This is a genomic window from Streptomyces xinghaiensis S187 (genome assembly GCF_000220705.2).
GTDB lineage: Bacteria > Actinomycetota > Actinomycetes > Streptomycetales > Streptomycetaceae > Streptomyces > Streptomyces xinghaiensis.
Window position 1 is genome coordinate 1,992,689 of record NZ_CP023202.1, and the last position, 15,886, is coordinate 2,008,574.

General features: G+C 71.3%; 11 protein-coding genes and 5 tRNA genes. 6 read left to right on the forward strand and 10 right to left on the reverse strand.

Annotated features, from left to right (window positions below):
- Window positions 1–124: 124 nt before the first annotated feature.
- Together leuD and leuC are read right to left on the reverse strand one after the other, a co-directional pair.
- Entirely contained in the window at window positions 125–733 is a 609-nt protein-coding gene (gene leuD, locus SXIN_RS08395) for a 3-isopropylmalate dehydratase small subunit (protein WP_019709870.1), read from the reverse strand.
- Between the two features lie 6 nt (window positions 734–739).
- On the reverse strand, window positions 740–2,164 hold the full coding sequence (leuC, locus tag SXIN_RS08400; protein ID WP_019709871.1) for a 3-isopropylmalate dehydratase large subunit: 1,425 nt from the start codon (window positions 2,162–2,164) through the stop codon (window positions 740–742).
- Between the two features lie 232 nt (window positions 2,165–2,396).
- On the opposite strand from leuC, the gene ndgR reads away from it, so the two are divergent.
- Complete coding sequence (gene ndgR, locus SXIN_RS08405) at window positions 2,397–3,125, forward strand: IclR family transcriptional regulator NdgR (RefSeq protein ID WP_019709872.1); 729 nt, start codon at window positions 2,397–2,399, stop codon at window positions 3,123–3,125.
- Between the two features lie 162 nt (window positions 3,126–3,287).
- Here ndgR and SXIN_RS08410 read toward each other — a convergent pair.
- The 8 genes from SXIN_RS08410 to SXIN_RS08445 all read right to left on the reverse strand — a co-directional run bounded on the left by SXIN_RS08410 (window position 3,288) and on the right by SXIN_RS08445 (window position 6,698).
- A tRNA-Glu gene (locus tag SXIN_RS08410) sits at window positions 3,288–3,360 on the reverse strand.
- A 63-nt stretch (window positions 3,361–3,423) separates the two neighbouring features.
- Window positions 3,424–3,495, reverse strand: a tRNA-Gln gene (locus SXIN_RS08415).
- A 13-nt stretch (window positions 3,496–3,508) separates the two neighbouring features.
- Window positions 3,509–3,581 (reverse strand) — tRNA-Glu (locus tag SXIN_RS08420).
- 63 nt (window positions 3,582–3,644) lie between these two features.
- Window positions 3,645–3,717: transfer RNA gene (locus SXIN_RS08425), tRNA-Glu, on the reverse strand.
- Window positions 3,718–3,788: 71 nt separating this feature from the next.
- Window positions 3,789–3,860 (reverse strand) — tRNA-Gln (locus SXIN_RS08430).
- 263 nt (window positions 3,861–4,123) lie between these two features.
- A complete protein-coding gene (gene gltX / locus SXIN_RS08435) occupies window positions 4,124–5,617 on the reverse strand; it encodes a glutamate--tRNA ligase (RefSeq protein WP_019709873.1) in 1,494 nt (497 codons plus the stop codon).
- Entirely contained in the window at window positions 5,610–6,392 is a 783-nt protein-coding gene (locus tag SXIN_RS08440) for a fumarylacetoacetate hydrolase family protein (protein ID WP_019709874.1), read from the reverse strand. Before SXIN_RS08440 ends, gltX begins: the two co-directional genes overlap by 8 nt.
- A 114-nt stretch (window positions 6,393–6,506) precedes the next feature.
- A complete protein-coding gene (locus SXIN_RS08445) occupies window positions 6,507–6,698 on the reverse strand; it encodes a hypothetical protein (RefSeq protein ID WP_019709875.1) in 192 nt (63 codons plus the stop codon).
- A gap of 570 nt (window positions 6,699–7,268) precedes the next feature.
- On the opposite strand from SXIN_RS08445, the gene SXIN_RS08450 reads away from it, so the two are divergent.
- The 5 genes from SXIN_RS08450 (at window position 7,269) to SXIN_RS08470 (ending at window position 15,876) form a co-directional block, all read left to right on the forward strand.
- Complete coding sequence (locus tag SXIN_RS08450) at window positions 7,269–10,862, forward strand: sensor histidine kinase (RefSeq protein WP_095756811.1); 3,594 nt, start codon at window positions 7,269–7,271, stop codon at window positions 10,860–10,862.
- A gap of 9 nt (window positions 10,863–10,871) precedes the next feature.
- Window positions 10,872–11,285, forward strand: coding sequence for a roadblock/LC7 domain-containing protein (locus SXIN_RS08455; protein ID WP_019706269.1), 414 nt, complete (start codon window positions 10,872–10,874; stop codon window positions 11,283–11,285).
- A 112-nt stretch (window positions 11,286–11,397) separates the two neighbouring features.
- Window positions 11,398–11,808 carry a DUF742 domain-containing protein gene (locus SXIN_RS08460; RefSeq protein WP_019706270.1) on the forward strand — a complete coding sequence of 137 codons (411 nt, stop codon included), beginning with the start codon at window positions 11,398–11,400 and terminating at the stop codon, window positions 11,806–11,808.
- Window positions 11,789–12,367: a GTP-binding protein gene (locus SXIN_RS08465; protein ID WP_063831840.1), complete on the forward strand. Its 579-nt coding sequence runs from the start codon at window positions 11,789–11,791 to the stop codon at window positions 12,365–12,367. The genes SXIN_RS08460 and SXIN_RS08465 overlap by 20 nt, the downstream gene beginning before the upstream one ends.
- A gap of 347 nt (window positions 12,368–12,714) precedes the next feature.
- The gene (locus tag SXIN_RS08470) at window positions 12,715–15,876 is read left to right on the forward strand and encodes a nitrate- and nitrite sensing domain-containing protein (protein ID WP_039822137.1); all 3,162 of its coding nucleotides are present in this window, start codon (window positions 12,715–12,717) and stop codon (window positions 15,874–15,876) included.
- The last annotated feature ends 10 nt before the right edge of the window (window positions 15,877–15,886 follow it).

The window sequence follows — 15,886 nt, forward strand, 5'->3', positions numbered from 1 at the left end:
CACCGGGCGTCAACCCATTTCGGAAAAGAGCCTCGCACACGGCCGCGCCCCCCGCCTGCGGGCGGGGGGCGCGGTGGTCCTTACGGCGCGCGGGCCGTACCGGGGAGAGGTGCGAACAGGCCCGTCAGACCACGGTGGTGGAGGGCTTGAAGGCGGGGCGGGATGTCTCGTAGGCCGCGATGTCGGCCTCGTTCTTCAGGGTGAGGCTGATGTCGTCCAGCCCTTCCAGGAGCCGCCAGCGGGCGTTCTCGTCGAGCTCGAACGCGGCGGTGAGGACGGTGCCGTCCGGGCGCGGGGCGCGGACTTCGCGGGCGACGAGGTCGACGGTGACCGGGGTGCGGGGGTCGGCCTCGGTCAGCTCCCACAGGGTGTCGACGGTCTCCTGCGGCAGGACCACCGTCAGCAGCCCGTTCTTCAGCGAGTTGCCGCGGAAGATGTCGGCGAAGCGGGAGGAGACCACGGCCCTGAAGCCGTAGTTCTGCAGCGCCCAGACCGCGTGCTCGCGGGAGGAGCCGGTGCCGAAGTCGGGGCCGGCCACCAGCACGCTCGCGCCCTGGTACTCCGCCTGGTTGAGGACGAACCGCGGGTCCTTGCGCCAGGCCTCGAAGAGCCCGTCCTCGAAACCGTCGCGGGTGACCTTCTTCAGCCAGTGCGCCGGGATGATCTGGTCGGTGTCGACGTTGCTGCGCCGCAGCGGTACGGCCCGGCCGGTGTGGGTGGTGAACGCTTCCATGATGTCTCAGGCCTCCACGAGAGCCGGGATGTCGGACAGGTCGGCCGGGGAGGCCAGATGCCCCAGGACCGCGGTGGCCGCGGCGACCTGCGGGGAGACCAGGTGGGTCCGCCCGCCCTTGCCCTGCCGCCCCTCGAAGTTGCGGTTGGAGGTGGACGCCGCCCGCTCACCGGGCTGGAGCTGGTCGGGGTTCATCCCCAGGCACATCGAGCAGCCCGCGTGGCGCCATTCGGCGCCGGCGGCGGTGAAGACCTTGTCCAGACCCTCCTCGACGGCCTGCAGGGCCACCCGTACCGAACCGGGGACGACCAGCATCCGCACCCCGTCGGCGACCTTGCGCCCCTCGAGGATGGCGGCGGCCGCGCGCAGGTCCTCGATCCGGCCGTTGGTGCACGAGCCGACGAAGACGGTGTCCACGCCCACCTCGCGCAGCGGCTGCCCCGCGGTCAGGCCCATGTACTCCAGGGCCTTCTGCGCGGCGTGCCGCTCACTGGCGTCCGCGAAGGAGGAGGGGTCCGGCACGGAGGCCGACAGCGGCGCGCCCTGGCCGGGGTTGGTGCCCCAGGTGACGAACGGCGCCAGGGCGGAGGCGTCGATGACGACCTCGTGGTCGAAGACCGCGTCCTCGTCCGTGCGCAGTGTCTTCCAGTAGGCGACGGCCGCGTCCCAGTCCTCCCCCTGCGGTGCGTGGGGGCGGCCCTGGAGGTAGGCGAACGTGGTGTCGTCCGGGGCGATCATGCCCGCGCGGGCGCCGGCCTCGATCGACATGTTGCAGATGGTCATCCGGGCCTCCATCGAGAGCTTCTCGATGGCCTCGCCTCGGTACTCGATGACGTAGCCCTGGCCGCCGCCGGTGCCGATCCGCGTGATGACCGCCAGGATCAGGTCCTTGGCCGTGACGTCCGCGGGCAGTTCGCCCTCGACGGTGATCGCCATGGTCTTGAACGGGGCCAGCGGCAGGGTCTGGGTGGCCAGGACGTGCTCGACCTGGCTGGTGCCGATGCCGAACGCCAGCGCGCCGAAGGCGCCGTGGGTGGAGGTGTGGCTGTCACCGCAGACGACCGTCATGCCGGGCTGGGTGAGTCCCAGCTGCGGTCCCACCACGTGGACGACACCCTGCTCGACGTCGCCCAGCGGGTGCAGCCGTACCCCGAAGTCCGCGCAGTTCTTGCGCAGCGTCTCCAGCTGGACGCGGGAGACCGGGTCCGCGATCGGCTTGTCGATGTCGAGGGTGGGGGTGTTGTGGTCCTCGGTCGCGATGGTGAGGTCCAGGCGCCGCACCTGACGGCCGTTCTTGCGCAGCCCGTCGAAGGCCTGCGGGCTGGTGACCTCGTGCAGCAGGTGCAGATCGATGAAGAGAAGGTCGGGCTCGCCTTCCGCGCGCCGGACGACGTGGTCGTCCCAGACCTTCTCCGCGAGTGTCCGTCCCATCGCTTTCCCTCCGGCCGGCGGCTCTGCCGGCCCATCTCGGCTTGTCGTTCCGCCCCTGCGGTGATCCGCGGGGCGGGTGCGCGTACCGGTGCCGCCGGGCGCTGGTCCTGCCCGGAGCCGGGTGTCCGCCGGATGTCCAACCGCCGTTCCACCACGGGCCGCTCTTACAGATTGGCGGCTTCCGGGGAAATATGAACTTGCGTTTCATACTCTGAGACGCGAATATCGACGCATGGACAACTCTAGCGGCTCCAGCGGGGTCGGCGTTCTCGACAAGGCAGCTCTGGTTCTGAGCGCTCTGGAGTCCGGTCCGGCCACCCTCGCCGGGCTGGTCGCCGCGACCGGTCTCGCCCGCCCCACGGCCCACCGGCTGGCGGTGGCCCTGGAGCATCACCGGATAGTGGCGAGGGACATGCAGGGCCGGTTCATCCTCGGCCCGCGGCTGGCCGAACTGGCCGCCGCGGCGGGCGAGGACCGGCTGCTGGCGACGGCCGGCCCGGTTCTCACGCACCTGCGGGACGTCACCGGGGAGAGCGCGCAGCTCTACCGGCGCCAGGGGGACATGCGCATCTGCGTGGCCGCGGCGGAACGGCTGTCCGGACTGCGGGACACCGTGCCGGTCGGCTCCACCCTGCCGATGAAGGCGGGTTCGGCGGCACAGATCCTCATGGCCTGGGAGGAGCCGGAGCGGCTGCACCGCGGCCTCCAGGGCGCCCGGTTCACCGCCACCGCCCTCTCCGGGGTACGGCGCCGTGGCTGGGCCCAGTCCATCGGCGAGCGGGAGCCGGGGGTGGCCTCCGTCTCCGCCCCGGTGCGCGGACCGTCGAACCGGGTCGTGGCCGCCGTCTCCGTCTCCGGACCGATCGAGCGTCTGACCCGCCACCCGGGGCGGATGCACGCCCAGGCGGTCATCGACGCCGCGGGCCGGCTGACCGAGGCCCTGCGCCGCAACGGCGGCTGAAACCTCGCCCCTTCGCGAGTCCGGAGCCGGTACGGCGGTGACGGCCGTACCGGCGGCGCCCCGGGCCCGCCGCGCCCTCCGGAGGAACCGGCGAGCGGCTCACAAGGCATATGAGGCATACGAAAAGGCCCCCCGCCGAAGCGGAGGGCCTTCTGCCGTGGGTACCCCCGACCGGATTCGAACCGGCGCTACCGCCTTGAGAGGGCGGCGTGCTAGGCCGCTACACAACGGGGGCCTGCGGACGCTGCGTCCATCGCCGAGGCAGTCGCCGAGACGGGAGACACATGCGCGTGACGCGCTGGGCTACCAGGACTCGAACCTAGACTAAATGAACCAGAATCACTCGTGCTGCCAATTACACCATAGCCCATGGTATAGACCAGTACCCCCGACCGGATTCGAACCGGCGCTACCGCCTTGAGAGGGCGGCGTGCTAGGCCGCTACACAACGGGGGCCCCAGCGATCCCGGGGCGCGACTCCGCCGGGAGCTACCCGACGAAACCGGCTGCAAGGATCTGTACCCCCGACCGGATTCGAACCGGCGCTACCGCCTTGAGAGGGCGGCGTGCTAGGCCGCTACACAACGGGGGCTAGTCACTGCACACACAAAGAGCCTGCGACACTTACACACAAGCACAAGAGAGTTCATAGGGGATCTCTTGCTGGGCTACCAGGACTCGAACCTAGACTAAGTGAACCAGAATCACTCGTGCTGCCAATTACACCATAGCCCACCAAAACGCAACCCCTGACCGGGGTTTTGTTCTGTTGCGCTGCCTCTCCGGACCATCGGCCCGGGCGGGCGGCGCAGGAAGAACATTACCCGATCGTGGACAGCGCTCCAAAACGGGTATCTCCCGCCGCGCCCACCGCCGCCGGCCCGGCACCGCAGCGGTCCCGGGGCGGTGCCGGACGCCGGGAGCCCGCCCGCGCGGCGCGTGCCGTACGGGCGGGCTCCCGGACTCCCCCGGGCCTGCCGGGCCTCCGGGCGGGCGGCTCAGGAAGCGCTGACCCGCTCCAGCGCGGCGGTCAGCCGGCGCAGCGTCTCGTCGTGCCCCAGCAGCTCCATGGACTCGAAGAGCGGCGGCGACACCCGGCGGCCCGTGACGGCCACCCGCAGCGGGGTGAAGGCGTGCTTCGGCTTGATGCCGAGGCCGTCGACCAGCGCCGTGCGGAGCGCCGCCTGGATCGGCTCGGGCGTGAACTGCCCGAGGTCGCGCAGCACCTCGACGCTCGCCTCCAGCACCGGCCGCGCCTCCGGGGTCAGCACCTTGGCCGCGTCGGCCTCGTCCACCCGGAACTCGTCCGGGGCCACGAAGAGGAAGCCGAGCATCCCGGTGACCTCGCCGAGGACGACCATCCGCTCCTGGGTGAGCGGCGCGGCCCGGGCCAGCAGCTCCAGCTGCTCGGCGGTGGGCTCCTCCTCCGGGAAGAGGAAGGGCAGCAGCCGGTTCGCGAACTCGTCCGCGCGGAGCGCGCGCAGGTGCGTGGCGTTGATCGCCTCGCACTTCTTGAGGTCGAAGCGGGCCGGGTTGGCGTTGACGTCCGCGATGTCGAAGGCGGCGACCATCTCCTCCATGGAGAAGACGTCCCGGTCCTCGGCGAGCGACCAGCCCAGCAGCGACAGGTAGTTGAGCAGGCCCTCCGGGAGGAACCCGCGCTCGCGGTAGAGGTTGAGCGAGGACTGCGGGTCGCGCTTGGACAGCTTCTTGTTGCCCTCGCCCATCACGTACGGCAGGTGGCCGAACCGCGGGACGGTGCCGTTGCCGACTCCGATCTCGGCCAGCGCCCGGTAGAGGGCGATCTGCCGCGGGGTGGAGGAGAGGAGGTCCTCACCGCGCAGCACGTGGGTGATCTCCATCAGCGCGTCGTCGACGGGGTTGACGAGCGTGTAGAGCGGGGCGCCGTTGGCCCGGACGATGCCGAAGTCCGGGACGTTCTCCGGGGTGAAGGTCAGCTCGCCGCGGACCAGGTCGGTGAAGGTGATCGGCTCGTCCGGCATCCGGAAGCGGATGACGGGGGTGCGCTCCTCTGCCCGGTAGGCGGCGATCTCCTCCTGGGTGAGGGCGCGGCACTTGCCGTCGTACCCGGAGGGCCGGCCCGCGGCGCGGGCCTCGTTGCGGCGGGCGTCGAGCTCCTCGGTGGAGCAGTAGCACTTGTAGGCGTGGCCGGCCTCCTCCAGCCGGCGGGCGACATCGGCGTAGATGTCCATCCGCTCGGACTGCCGGTACGGGGCGTGCGGGCCGCCGGTCCCGGGGCCCTCGTCCCAGTCGAGGCCGAGCCAGCGCATCGCGTCCAGCAGCTGCTCGTAGGACTCCTCGGAGTCACGGGCGGCGTCGGTGTCCTCGATGCGGAAGACCAGGGTGCCGCCGTGGTGCCGGGCGAAGGCCCAGTTGAAGAGGGCGGTGCGGACCAGGCCGACGTGCGGGTTGCCGGTCGGCGAGGGGCAGAAACGGACGCGTACGGGGTACGGGAGGGGTGCGCTAGCCACGCTTGATCACCTTATTGGTGAGAGTGCCGATGCCTTCGATGGTGACGGCGACCTCGTCGCCGACGCTGAGGGGGCCGACCCCGGCCGGGGTGCCGGTGAGCACGACGTCGCCCGGGAGCAGGGTCATCGCCTCGGTGATGTGCGTGATGAGGTCGGCGACGGGCCGGACCATGTCGCCCGTGCGGCCCAGCTGGCGCTGCTCGCCGTTGACGGTGCACATGATGCCCAGGTCGGCGGGGTCGAGCTCGGTCTCCACCCAGGGGCCGATGGGGCAGGAGCCGTCGAATCCCTTGGCCCGCGCCCACTGGCTCTCGGCGCGCTGGACGTCACGCGCGGTGACGTCGTTGGCGCAGGTGTAGCCGAGGATGACGTCCTGGACCCGCTCCCGGGGGACCTCCCGGCACATCCGCCCGATGACCACGGCCAGTTCGGCCTCGTGGTGCAGCTCCTGGGAGAAGGAGGGGTACGGGATCGGGTCGCCGGGACCGGTCACGGCGGTGGAGGGCTTGAAGAAGGCGACGGGCACCTCGGGGACCCCACCGCCCATTTCGGCGGCGTGCTCGGCGTAGTTGCGGCCGATCGCCACGACCTTGCTGGGAAGCACCGGGGGCAGCAGCCGCACCTGGGCCAGCGGCACCTTCTTCCCCGACCGCTCGAACTCGGCGAAGGGATGGCCCTTGATGATGTCGAGGACGGGGCCGTCCGGATCGGACGGCTCCCCCTCCACGACGCCGAAGGCGACGTTTCCGTCGATGGAGAATCTGGCGATGCGCACGGGAAGCCGCTGCCCCTCACTCACTGGCCGGAGACTGACGCCTCAGGCTAACGCCCGCCCGGCGGGGCCGGGCTCACCGGAGGGAGCGGGTCACGCGCGTCCGCACCACGGGCGTCAGTCGTTCGGGGCGTCCACGAGGACGGTGCGACGCGGGTTGGCGGTCCGGGCGGGGAGCTCCGAGGCGCTCTCCGGCTCCGGCCGCGGCTCGCCGACGACGGCGGGACGCAGTTCGTCGGCGTCCTCGAGGTGCGCCAGCGTGGTGCGTCGCGGATTCGCTATGTTGCGGAACATCATGGTCGTCTTCACCGGTCGCTCTGTCCCTCGTGCTTGTCGTTCCGGGCCTGGTTGTCAACAGGCAGGCTAGACGCGCGGTTCCCCTCCGCCGGGAGAACAAAGCCGGGAAGCCTATGTGATTTTCCTCACTTACACTGGAACATAAGCGTCATAACGGACCACTTCCCCGCGGTGACGAAGTGGGACATCGGCGGATGGAATGCCGCATTCCGCGCCTCATCGGGGCCACCGGGACAGCGGCCGTTCTCGTGCGGTTCACCAGCAATTGTCCGTTATCCATGGCATTGCTTTCCACGTGGGGTGACCCGGCCCGCACATAGCGTCACCCGTCCGACAGAGCCGTTCTCCGCCCTTGTTGGAGATCCCTCTCTGTGCTGGAATCTCACGGACCGCCGCACCATCCAGCCGGCGCGCACCACTGGCGCAGAGAAGCGCCGCGCGGCGGTGTCTCACCAGTTACGAACCAGAACCGGGGGAGACGCGCCGGTCACTCACGACCACCATGGGGGCTCCGGTTCCCACGACTCGACACCGTTCCGCCGCTCACACGGGGGAACGCCTGGTCCAGAGGTTGCGACGCTAGTGCAGGGACGTTTCAAGAGGGATAGCAGCGCTGCGGCGGACCCGGAGCTGCATGGCGGGGCCGACCGCGGCCTCTCGCCCGAGCGCGCCCAGGGCCCCGGAGCCACGACCGGCGACCAGGGTTCCGACCGGGCCGCCCCGACACAGGCGCAGGGCGGGGGTGACGGTTCCGGCTCGCCGGACGTCTCCCCTCCCAGCGCCGGCACACGACTCGCGCTGCGCAACTGGCGCATCAGCACCCGTCTGGTCTCCCTGCTGGCCCTGCCGGTCATCGCGGCGACCACCCTGGGCGCGCTGCGGATCGACACCTCCATGGACGATCTCGAGCAGCTGGAGAACATGCAGCTGCTGACCGAGATGACCAAGCAGGCCACCGAGCTGGCGTCCGCCCTCCAGGAGGAGCGCGACCACTCGGCCGGCCCGCTGGCGGCCGGGGACAAGAAGAACGACGACGTCGTCTACCCCCGGCAGCAGACCGACCGGGCCAAGCAGGCGTTCCGCGAGGCCACCCAGGAGATCGAGTCCTCGGAGGACGACGCCCTCGTGGGCGTCAACTCCTCGCTCGTCAACATCCTCAAGCAGCTGGAGCAGATCAAGCAGATCCGCTCCAACGCGTACGCCGACAGCGAGTACATCGCGCTGACCGTCTACCAGTACAACCAGCTGATCACCTCGCTGCTCTCCCTCTCACAGGACATGGCGCAGGCGACCAGCAACACCGAGATGATCCGCGCCACCCGCGCGCTGGCCGCGTTCTCCTCCGCCAAGGAGTACGCGTCCATCCAGCGCGCGATGATCACCGCGGCCCTCGCCAACGAGCCCAAGCCGAAGCTCGTCGCGAGCGACCGGCTCTACGGCGAGAGCGCGCTGCTGAGCGAGGAATCGACCCTCGCCCAGTTCAGCCAGATCTACGACGGCAAGCAGACCACCGAGGAACTCCTCCAGGCCCTGGAGGACGGCGGCAGCGCCAACATCATCCTGGCGGACAAGTACGCGGCCCGGATGCTCAAGCCGGACAGCCCGATCGCGAACGAGACGCGGTCGTACAAGGACTGGTACGACCAGGACACCGCCAAGATCGAAGAGATGTCCAAGATCGAGGCGACCCTGCTCTCCGAGATGGAGGACAAGGCGCGCCAGCTGCGGTCGGAGGCCCAGCGGGACGCCCTGCTCAACGGTCTGGTCATCCTGCTGGTCCTCGGCGTCTCGCTGGTCGGCGCGTTCGTCGTGGCCCGCTCCATGGTCCGCTCGCTCCGCCGGCTGCAGGACACCGCCCAGGAAGTCTCCGAGAAGCGGCTGCCCGAGCTGGTCAAGCAGCTCTCCGAGGCCGACCCGCAGGACGTGGACACCTCCGTCGCCTCCGTCGGTGTGCACAGCAAGGACGAGATCGGCCGGGTGGCCGCGGCCTTCGACGACGTGCACCGCGAGGCGGTCCGCCTCGCCGCCGAGCAGGCGCTGCTGCGGGGCAACGTCAACGCGATGTTCACCAACCTCTCGCGCCGCAGCCAGGGCCTCATCCAGCGCCAGCTCTCGCTCATCTCCGAGCTGGAGAGCCGCGAGGCCGACCCCGACCAGCTGTCCTCGCTCTTCAAGCTGGACCACCTCGCGACCCGTATGCGCCGTAACGGCGAGAACCTCCTCGTCCTCGCGGGCGAGGAGCCGGGCCGCCGGTGGACCCGCCCCGTCCCGCTGGTCGACGTGCTCCGCGCCGCAGCCTCCGAGGTGGAGCAGTACGAGCGCATCGAACTGAGCTCCGTGCCCTCGACCGAGGTCGCCGGCCGGGTCGTCAACGACCTCGTGCACCTCCTCGCCGAGCTGCTGGAGAACGCCACCTCGTTCTCCTCCCCGCAGACCAAGGTCAAGGTCACCGGTCACGCGCTGCCCGACGGCCGGGTGCTGGTCGAGATCCACGACACCGGTATCGGCCTCTCCCCCGAGGACCTGGCGGACATCAACGAGCGGCTGGCCAGCCCGCCGACCGTGGACGTCTCCGTCTCCCGCCGGATGGGCCTCTTCGTGGTCGGCCGCCTCTCCCAGCGGCACGGCATCCGCATCCAGCTCCGGCCCTCCGACTCGGGCGGCACCACCGCCCTCGTCATGCTGCCGGTCGACGTGGCCCAGAGCGGCCGCAAGGCCCCCGGCGGCAAGCCGAACGCCGGCCCCGCCGCGCAGGGCCCCGGCGGCGGCCCGGGCGGGCCGCAGGGCAACCGGCTCGCCGGCATGGCACCCCGCGGCCAGGTTCCCGGCGGCGGCCGTCCGGCCCTGCCGGGCCGCGACGGCGCTCCGGGCGGTGGCCCCGGCGGACGTCCGGACAGCGGTCCGCCGCAGCGCCCGCAGCAGGGTGGCGGCCCGGCCTACGGCGACCCCTCGCAGGGTCAGGGCCGCGGCGGACCGGGTGGTCCCGGCGGCGGTCCCGGAACGAACGTCTTCGGTGCCCCGGCTCCCGGCTCCGGCGCGCCCGCGCGCCAGGCCGCTCCGGAGGACCGGTCCCGCCGCTCCGCGTTCCCGCAGCAGGGTTCCGGCCCCGGCGCCGCCCAGCCGCCCGTGGCACCGCCCACGGGTGCGCCGCGGCAGGCACCGGGCCGCGGTCCCGCGTCCGCCGGGCAGGGTCCGCGGGCCCAGATCCCGCCGCGCGGTCCCGCCGGCGAGCTGCCGGGCGGGCCGTCCCGCCCGCAGGACGGGCCGCGGCCGGCCGAGCCGTCCGGTACGAGCTGGGGAGCCCGCAGGGCGGCCGGTGGCGACGACTGGCCCGGTTCCCGGCCCGAGGCGCCGCGCGGCCACGAGGACGCGGAGTCGACGGCGCAGTTCCCGCGTCCCGACTTCACCGGTCCGCCCCCCGGGGCGCCGCAGCAGCGGCCCCCGGCGCCGCAGCAGTGGCAGGACGACACGGGCCAGTACCCGGCACCCCACGGCCAGGGCCGGCCCCCCGTCCGGGACGACCGGGACCAGGGCGACACCGCCCAGTTCCCGCGCATCGGCCAGAACGCTCCGCAGCCCGCGGCGCAGCAGCAGCCGGAGCGGCGGGCGCCGCAGCAGCGGCGCTCCGAGCCGGAGGCGCTGCCCCCGGCCACCGGGCCCGGCGACGGCCGTACGCCGCTGTTCGAGGCGCTGGAGTCCGACTGGTTCCGCGGCATCCGCGGCGGCCAGCCGGGGCAGAACGGCCAGGAGCCGCAGACCCGCTCCGAGCCGCAGCCCCGTCCGGAGCAGCCCGCTCCGGCGTCCGCTCCGCCGCCCCCACAGCGGCGGGAGCCGGCCCGTGCCGAGAGCAACGGCACCAACGGCTCCAACGGCACGGCATGGCGTTCGTCCCCCAACGACGAGCTGGGCCGGCAGGCCGAGCGCGTACGCCAGCCCGCCGCCGGCGGCCTCACCACCTCCGGACTGCCGCGCCGGGTCCCCCGGGCGAACCTCGTGGCGGGCACGGCACAGCAGCCGGAGACCGTACAGCCCGGCCCGCAGGTTTCCCGGGCGCCCGCCGATGTGCGCGGGCGTCTCACCAATCTCCGCCGGGGTATCCAGCAGGGCCGCCAGGCCGGGCACAACCCGGGCCCCGGCGAGCACGGCATTGGTCCCACTTACCATCAGGAGCGTTAGTTGAGCCCGATGAGCCAGGCGGCGCAGAACCTGAACTGGTTGATCACCAACTTCGTGGACAACACCCCTGGGGTGTCCCACACCGTGGTGGTATCCGCCGACGGACTCCTCCTCGCGATGTCCGAAGGGTTCCCGCGCGACCGCGCCGACCAGCTGGCGGCCGTGGCCTCCGGCCTGACGTCGCTGACGGCCGGCGCCTCCCGCATCTTCGAGGGCGGCGCCGTCAACCAGACCGTGGTGGAGATGGAACGGGGGTTCCTCTTCATCATGTCCGTCTCCGACGGTTCCTCCCTGGCCGTCCTCGCCCACCCCGATTGCGACATCGGCCTCGTGGGCTACGAGATGGCCCTCCTGGTCGACCGCGCCGGAACCGTCCTCACCCCGGACCTCCGAGCCGAACTCCAGGGAAGTCTTCTCAACTGATCGAACGACCTAGGTACGACCAACCGACCGTCGGGCCGATCCCCCCTCGCACCACCGGCCTCCCCCCATCGGTCCCCGCCAGACGACAACCGTTGTCCAGCCCGGAGGAACCATGACCCCGCCGCCCGCCTCGCCCGGCCCGTACGGCGCCGCACACCAAGCGCCGTACGGGGACGACGGCGACCAGCCACTGGTGCGGCCGTACGCCATGACCGGTGGCCGGACCCGCCCGCGCTACCAGCTCGCCATCGAGGCGCTGGTCAGCACCACGGCCGACCCCTCCCAGCTGGGGACGCTGCTCCCCGAGCACGCCCGGATCTGCCACCTGTGCCGTGAGGTCAAGTCGGTGGCCGAGATCTCCGCGCTGCTGGCGATACCCCTGGGGGTGGCCCGCATTCTGGTCGCCGACCTGGCCGAGGCCGGCATGGTGGCCATCCACCAGCCGGGCGGCAGCGGCGAGGCCGGCGGTACGCCGGATGTGACACTGCTCGAAAGGGTGCTCAGTGGACTTCGGAAGCTCTAACGCCGCGCCACGCGCCACCACGTCGGCGAAGATCGTGGTGGCGGGTGGCTTCGGCGTGGGCAAGACCACGTTCGTCGGTGCGGTGTCGGAGATCAATCCGCTGCGCACCGAGGCCGTGATGACCTCTGCCTCGGCGGGGATCGACGACCTCAGCCACGTCCAGGACAAGACCACCACCACGGTGGCGATGGACTTCGGCCGCATCACGCTGGACCAGGACCTGATCCTGTACCTGTTCGGCACCCCCGGACAGGACCGCTTCTGGTTCATGTGGGACGACCTCGTCCGCGGCGCCATCGGCGCCGTCGTCCTCGTCGACACCCGCCGCCTCGCCGACTGCTTCCCCGCCGTCGACTACTTCGAGAACAGCGGCCTCCCCTTCGTCATCGCCCTCAACGGCTTCGACGGACACCAGCCCTACACCCCCGAAGAAGTCCGCGAAGCCCTCCAGATCGGCCCCGACGCCCCCATCATCACCACCGACGCACGCCACCGCGCCGACGCCAAGAGCGCCCTCATCACCCTCGTCGAACACGCCCTCATGGCACGCCTGAAGTAGCGTCCTCCAGCCAACTGCCGGGACGGACCGGAGAGTTGGCCATGAGGCGGGCTGTGTCGTTTGACACGGCCCGCCTCCGTGTTCATAACGATTCCACAGACAATTACCCCGGCCGGTAAACCCGATGCGTTCGAACAACTTCACAGCGCTCATAATTCGGGCAGGTTATGAAGGTCTTTGCGTTGAATGTCGCTTTCATCCACCCGTTCCGAGACCTCGTGGGGCCGCTTCCCGGTGTTTGGAATGCGCACGCCTGACGTGCTGCAATTCCCTGAAACTCCTGCACAGGAGCTTGTCCAGGACAGACGGCACACGTGACGTGCCGGCGCCGAGAGGTTGTTGGTCGAGTGAGGCGAAGCAAGTCCGGCCCCGCGTCGCACGAGGCGTCGCGCGGCAACTTCACCCCGCCGTCGCGCACAGCGGCGCCACCGTCCGCGGAGGGGCACGAACCGCCCCCGCCGCCGTCGCGCGGCAGCCGGTTCTCCGTGCAGAACTGGCGGGTGCCCGCCAAGCTGAACGCGATTCTGCTGATCCCCGTCCTGGTCGGCCTGGTCCTGGGTCTCTTCCAGGTCAACGGCTCGATCAACACGCTGCAGGAGGCGAACGAGGCCGAGCGCACCGCGCGTCTCGTCCGGGCCGCCGCCACCTACGGTCACCTGCTGCTGGACGAGCGCGACGTCACCGCCGCCCCGCTGCTCGCGGGTGACCGGGACAGCAAGGTCGTCACCGAGGCCCGCGCCGCGAGCGACGCGGCCCGCCAGGACTTCGAGACCGCCGTCCAGGACATGCCCGACAGGCCGGGCCTCAACCGCCGGCTGGACGCCTACCGCGAGGTCGAGCCCCAGCTCGAGAGCCTCCGCGAGAACGCCTACACCAGCAAGCTCCCGGGGGTGCAGACCGAGGAGAACTACGTCCGGGTCCAGCACGTCCTGATGGAGTTCGCCAACGAGCTCGGCCTCGGCACGGGCAACGTCACCAGCTACGGCCGCACGGTCTACGCGATCTCGCTGACCAAGGCCGCGCTCTCGCTGGAGCGCTCCATCGGTATGCACCTGCTGGTCAAGCCCGGTCCCGACGCGGCCAGCCGCGGCGCCCAGCTGACCGCCTTCAGCTCGTACGCCTACCTGGAGAACATCGCCCTCGGCGAGTACGTGGGCGGCGGCACGCCGCAGGACCAGCAGCTCCTGGAGAGCGAGCTGCGGAAGGCCCAGGAGAAGGGCAAGGAGAAGGTCGAGGAGGCCAAGCGGCAGGCGGACGCCGCCGGGACCGTCTTCATCCCGCCGCCCTCCTTCGACAAGATGGTCACCTCGATCGCCACCAACCGGAACGGCGACGAGCTGAAGGAAGCCGGCATCACCCCGGAGACCTGGTTCGCCACCGCGACCGGCAAGTTCGACGCCTACCGCTCGGTGGAGAAGAAGCTCGTCGACGACGCGGTGGCCGAAACCCGGAACATCTCCAGCGACGCCCAGCGGGAAGCCATCATCACCGGCGTCCTGGTGGTCCTCGCCCTGCTGGCCGCCTTCATCCTGGCCGGTATGACCGCCCGCTCGATGAGCCGCTCCATGCAGCGCCTGCGCAACGCCGCCTTCGACGTGGCCGAGCAGCGCCTGCCGGGCCTCGTCGACCAGCTCTCGCGGACCGACCCGGGCCGGGTCGACACCCGCGTCGAGCCCATCCCGATCACCAGCCGCGACGAGATCGGCGAGGTGGCCCGCGCCTTCGACCAGGTCCACCGCGAGGCGGTCCGGCTCGCCTCCGAGCAGGCCCTCCTCCGGGGCAACGTCAACGCGATCTTCACCAACCTCTCCCGCCGCAACCAGGGCCTCATCGAACGCCAGCTCACCCTGATCACCGACCTCGAGAACAACGAGGCGGACCCGGACCAGCTGGAGAACCTGTTCAAGATGGACCACCTCGCGACGCGCATGCGCCGCAACGGTGAGAACCTCCTGGTCCTCGCGGGCGAGGAGCCCGGCCGCCGCTGGAACCAGCCGGTCCCGCTGATCGACGTGCTCCGCGCCGCCGCCTCCGAGGTGGAGCAGTACGAGCGCATCGAACTGAGCGGCGTCCCGGAGACGGAGATCCACGGCACCGCGGTCTCCGACCTCGTGCACCTCCTCGCCGAGCTGCTGGAGAACGCCACCTCGTTCTCCTCACCGCAGACCAAGGTGCGGGTCACCGCGACCCGGCTCCCCGACGGCCGCATCATGGTCGAGATCCACGACAAGGGCATCGGCCTCACCGCCGAGGACTTCGCGGACATCAACCACAAGCTGGCCAACCCGCCCACCGTGGACGTGGCGGTCGCCCGGCGCATGGGCCTGTTCGTGGTCGGCCGCCTCGCGGACCGGCACGGCATCCGCGTCCAGCTCCGCCCCTCCGGCGAGCAGGCCGGCACCACCTCGCTGGTCATGCTGCCCGAGAACATCACTCATGGCGGTGGCGGCGAACAGCCCTCCGAGGACGACTTCACGGTCTCCCGGATCGTCCCGGAGCAGCCGCAGGCCTACGGCGGCATCCAGGAGCACCAGATCCCGGCCCGGACGGCGGCCGAACTCGGCTTCGACGAGTCCCGTTACGAGCGGGCACCCGACGACGCCCGGGAACTGGACTCCGTGGGCCGCTCCCGGCTCCGGGAGGAGCGCCGCGCCCAGCTGGAGGCCTCGGCCGAGCAGCAGCCGGTGTACCGGGACGAGAGGGAGCCGCAGGGGTACCACCAGGAGGCCCCGCAGGAGCCCCAGGGCTACGAAGCGGAATATCCCCGGGCCGCCTATCCGGAGCAGGACTACGCCGGACAGGACTTCGCCGGACAGGACTTCCGGAACTCCGGTTACCAGGACGCGGGTTACCCGCAGAACGGCTATCCTGATGCGGCCTACGGCGAAGCCGCCCCCGCTGACCAGCAGTCGTACTCGCCCTTCGGTGCTCAGCCCGCACAGCCCGCGCCACCCGCGCAGGACCGGTGGTCCGAGCCCTTCGGCCGGGACGACCGGTACGAACCGGATCACGGACCGGATCACGGACCGGAATCGGAACCCTCCGACGCTCCCGCTGACCGGCCGGAAAGCGTAGGCTTCGAACGTCCGGGCCCCTCCCCGAGCGGCGCCCAGTCCCTGACCGGCGCGGGTCTCCCCCGCCGGGACAAGGCCTGGCAGCCGTCCGGGGAACGGGAGCAGAAGCCGCAGGAGACCTCTCCGACGGACGACCCGGACTGGCGCTCGGCGAACGACGACCGCTGGCACCGGGCCGAGCGTCTCCGGGAGCCCAAGGCAGGCGGGGTGACCCCCTCCGGTCTCCCCCGTCGGGTACCCAAGGCCAACCTGGTCGAGGGCACCGCAGAACAGACCCCGCAGGGCGGCCCCTCGGTCTCCCGCGCCCCGGAGGACGTCCGCGGCAGGTTGAGCAACCTGCGCCGCGGCGTCCAGCGGGGACGTAACGCGGGGACGGACACAGGCCACCAGGGCTTCGGCCCCGGCGGCAGCAGCACCTACGATCAGGAGCGTTAGTGTGAGCCCG

Coding starts and splice junctions, on each gene's coding strand:
- leuD (WP_019709870.1), bottom strand. CDS start 733: ATGGAAGCGTTCACCACCCACACCGGCCGGGCCGTACCGCTGCGGCGC.
- leuC (WP_019709871.1), bottom strand. CDS start 2,164: ATGGGACGGACACTCGCGGAGAAGGTCTGGGACGACCACGTCGTCCGG.
- ndgR (WP_019709872.1), top strand. CDS start 2,397: ATGGACAACTCTAGCGGCTCCAGCGGGGTCGGCGTTCTCGACAAGGCA.
- SXIN_RS08455 (WP_019706269.1), top strand. CDS start 10,872: ATGAGCCAGGCGGCGCAGAACCTGAACTGGTTGATCACCAACTTCGTG.
- SXIN_RS08460 (WP_019706270.1), top strand. CDS start 11,398: ATGACCCCGCCGCCCGCCTCGCCCGGCCCGTACGGCGCCGCACACCAA.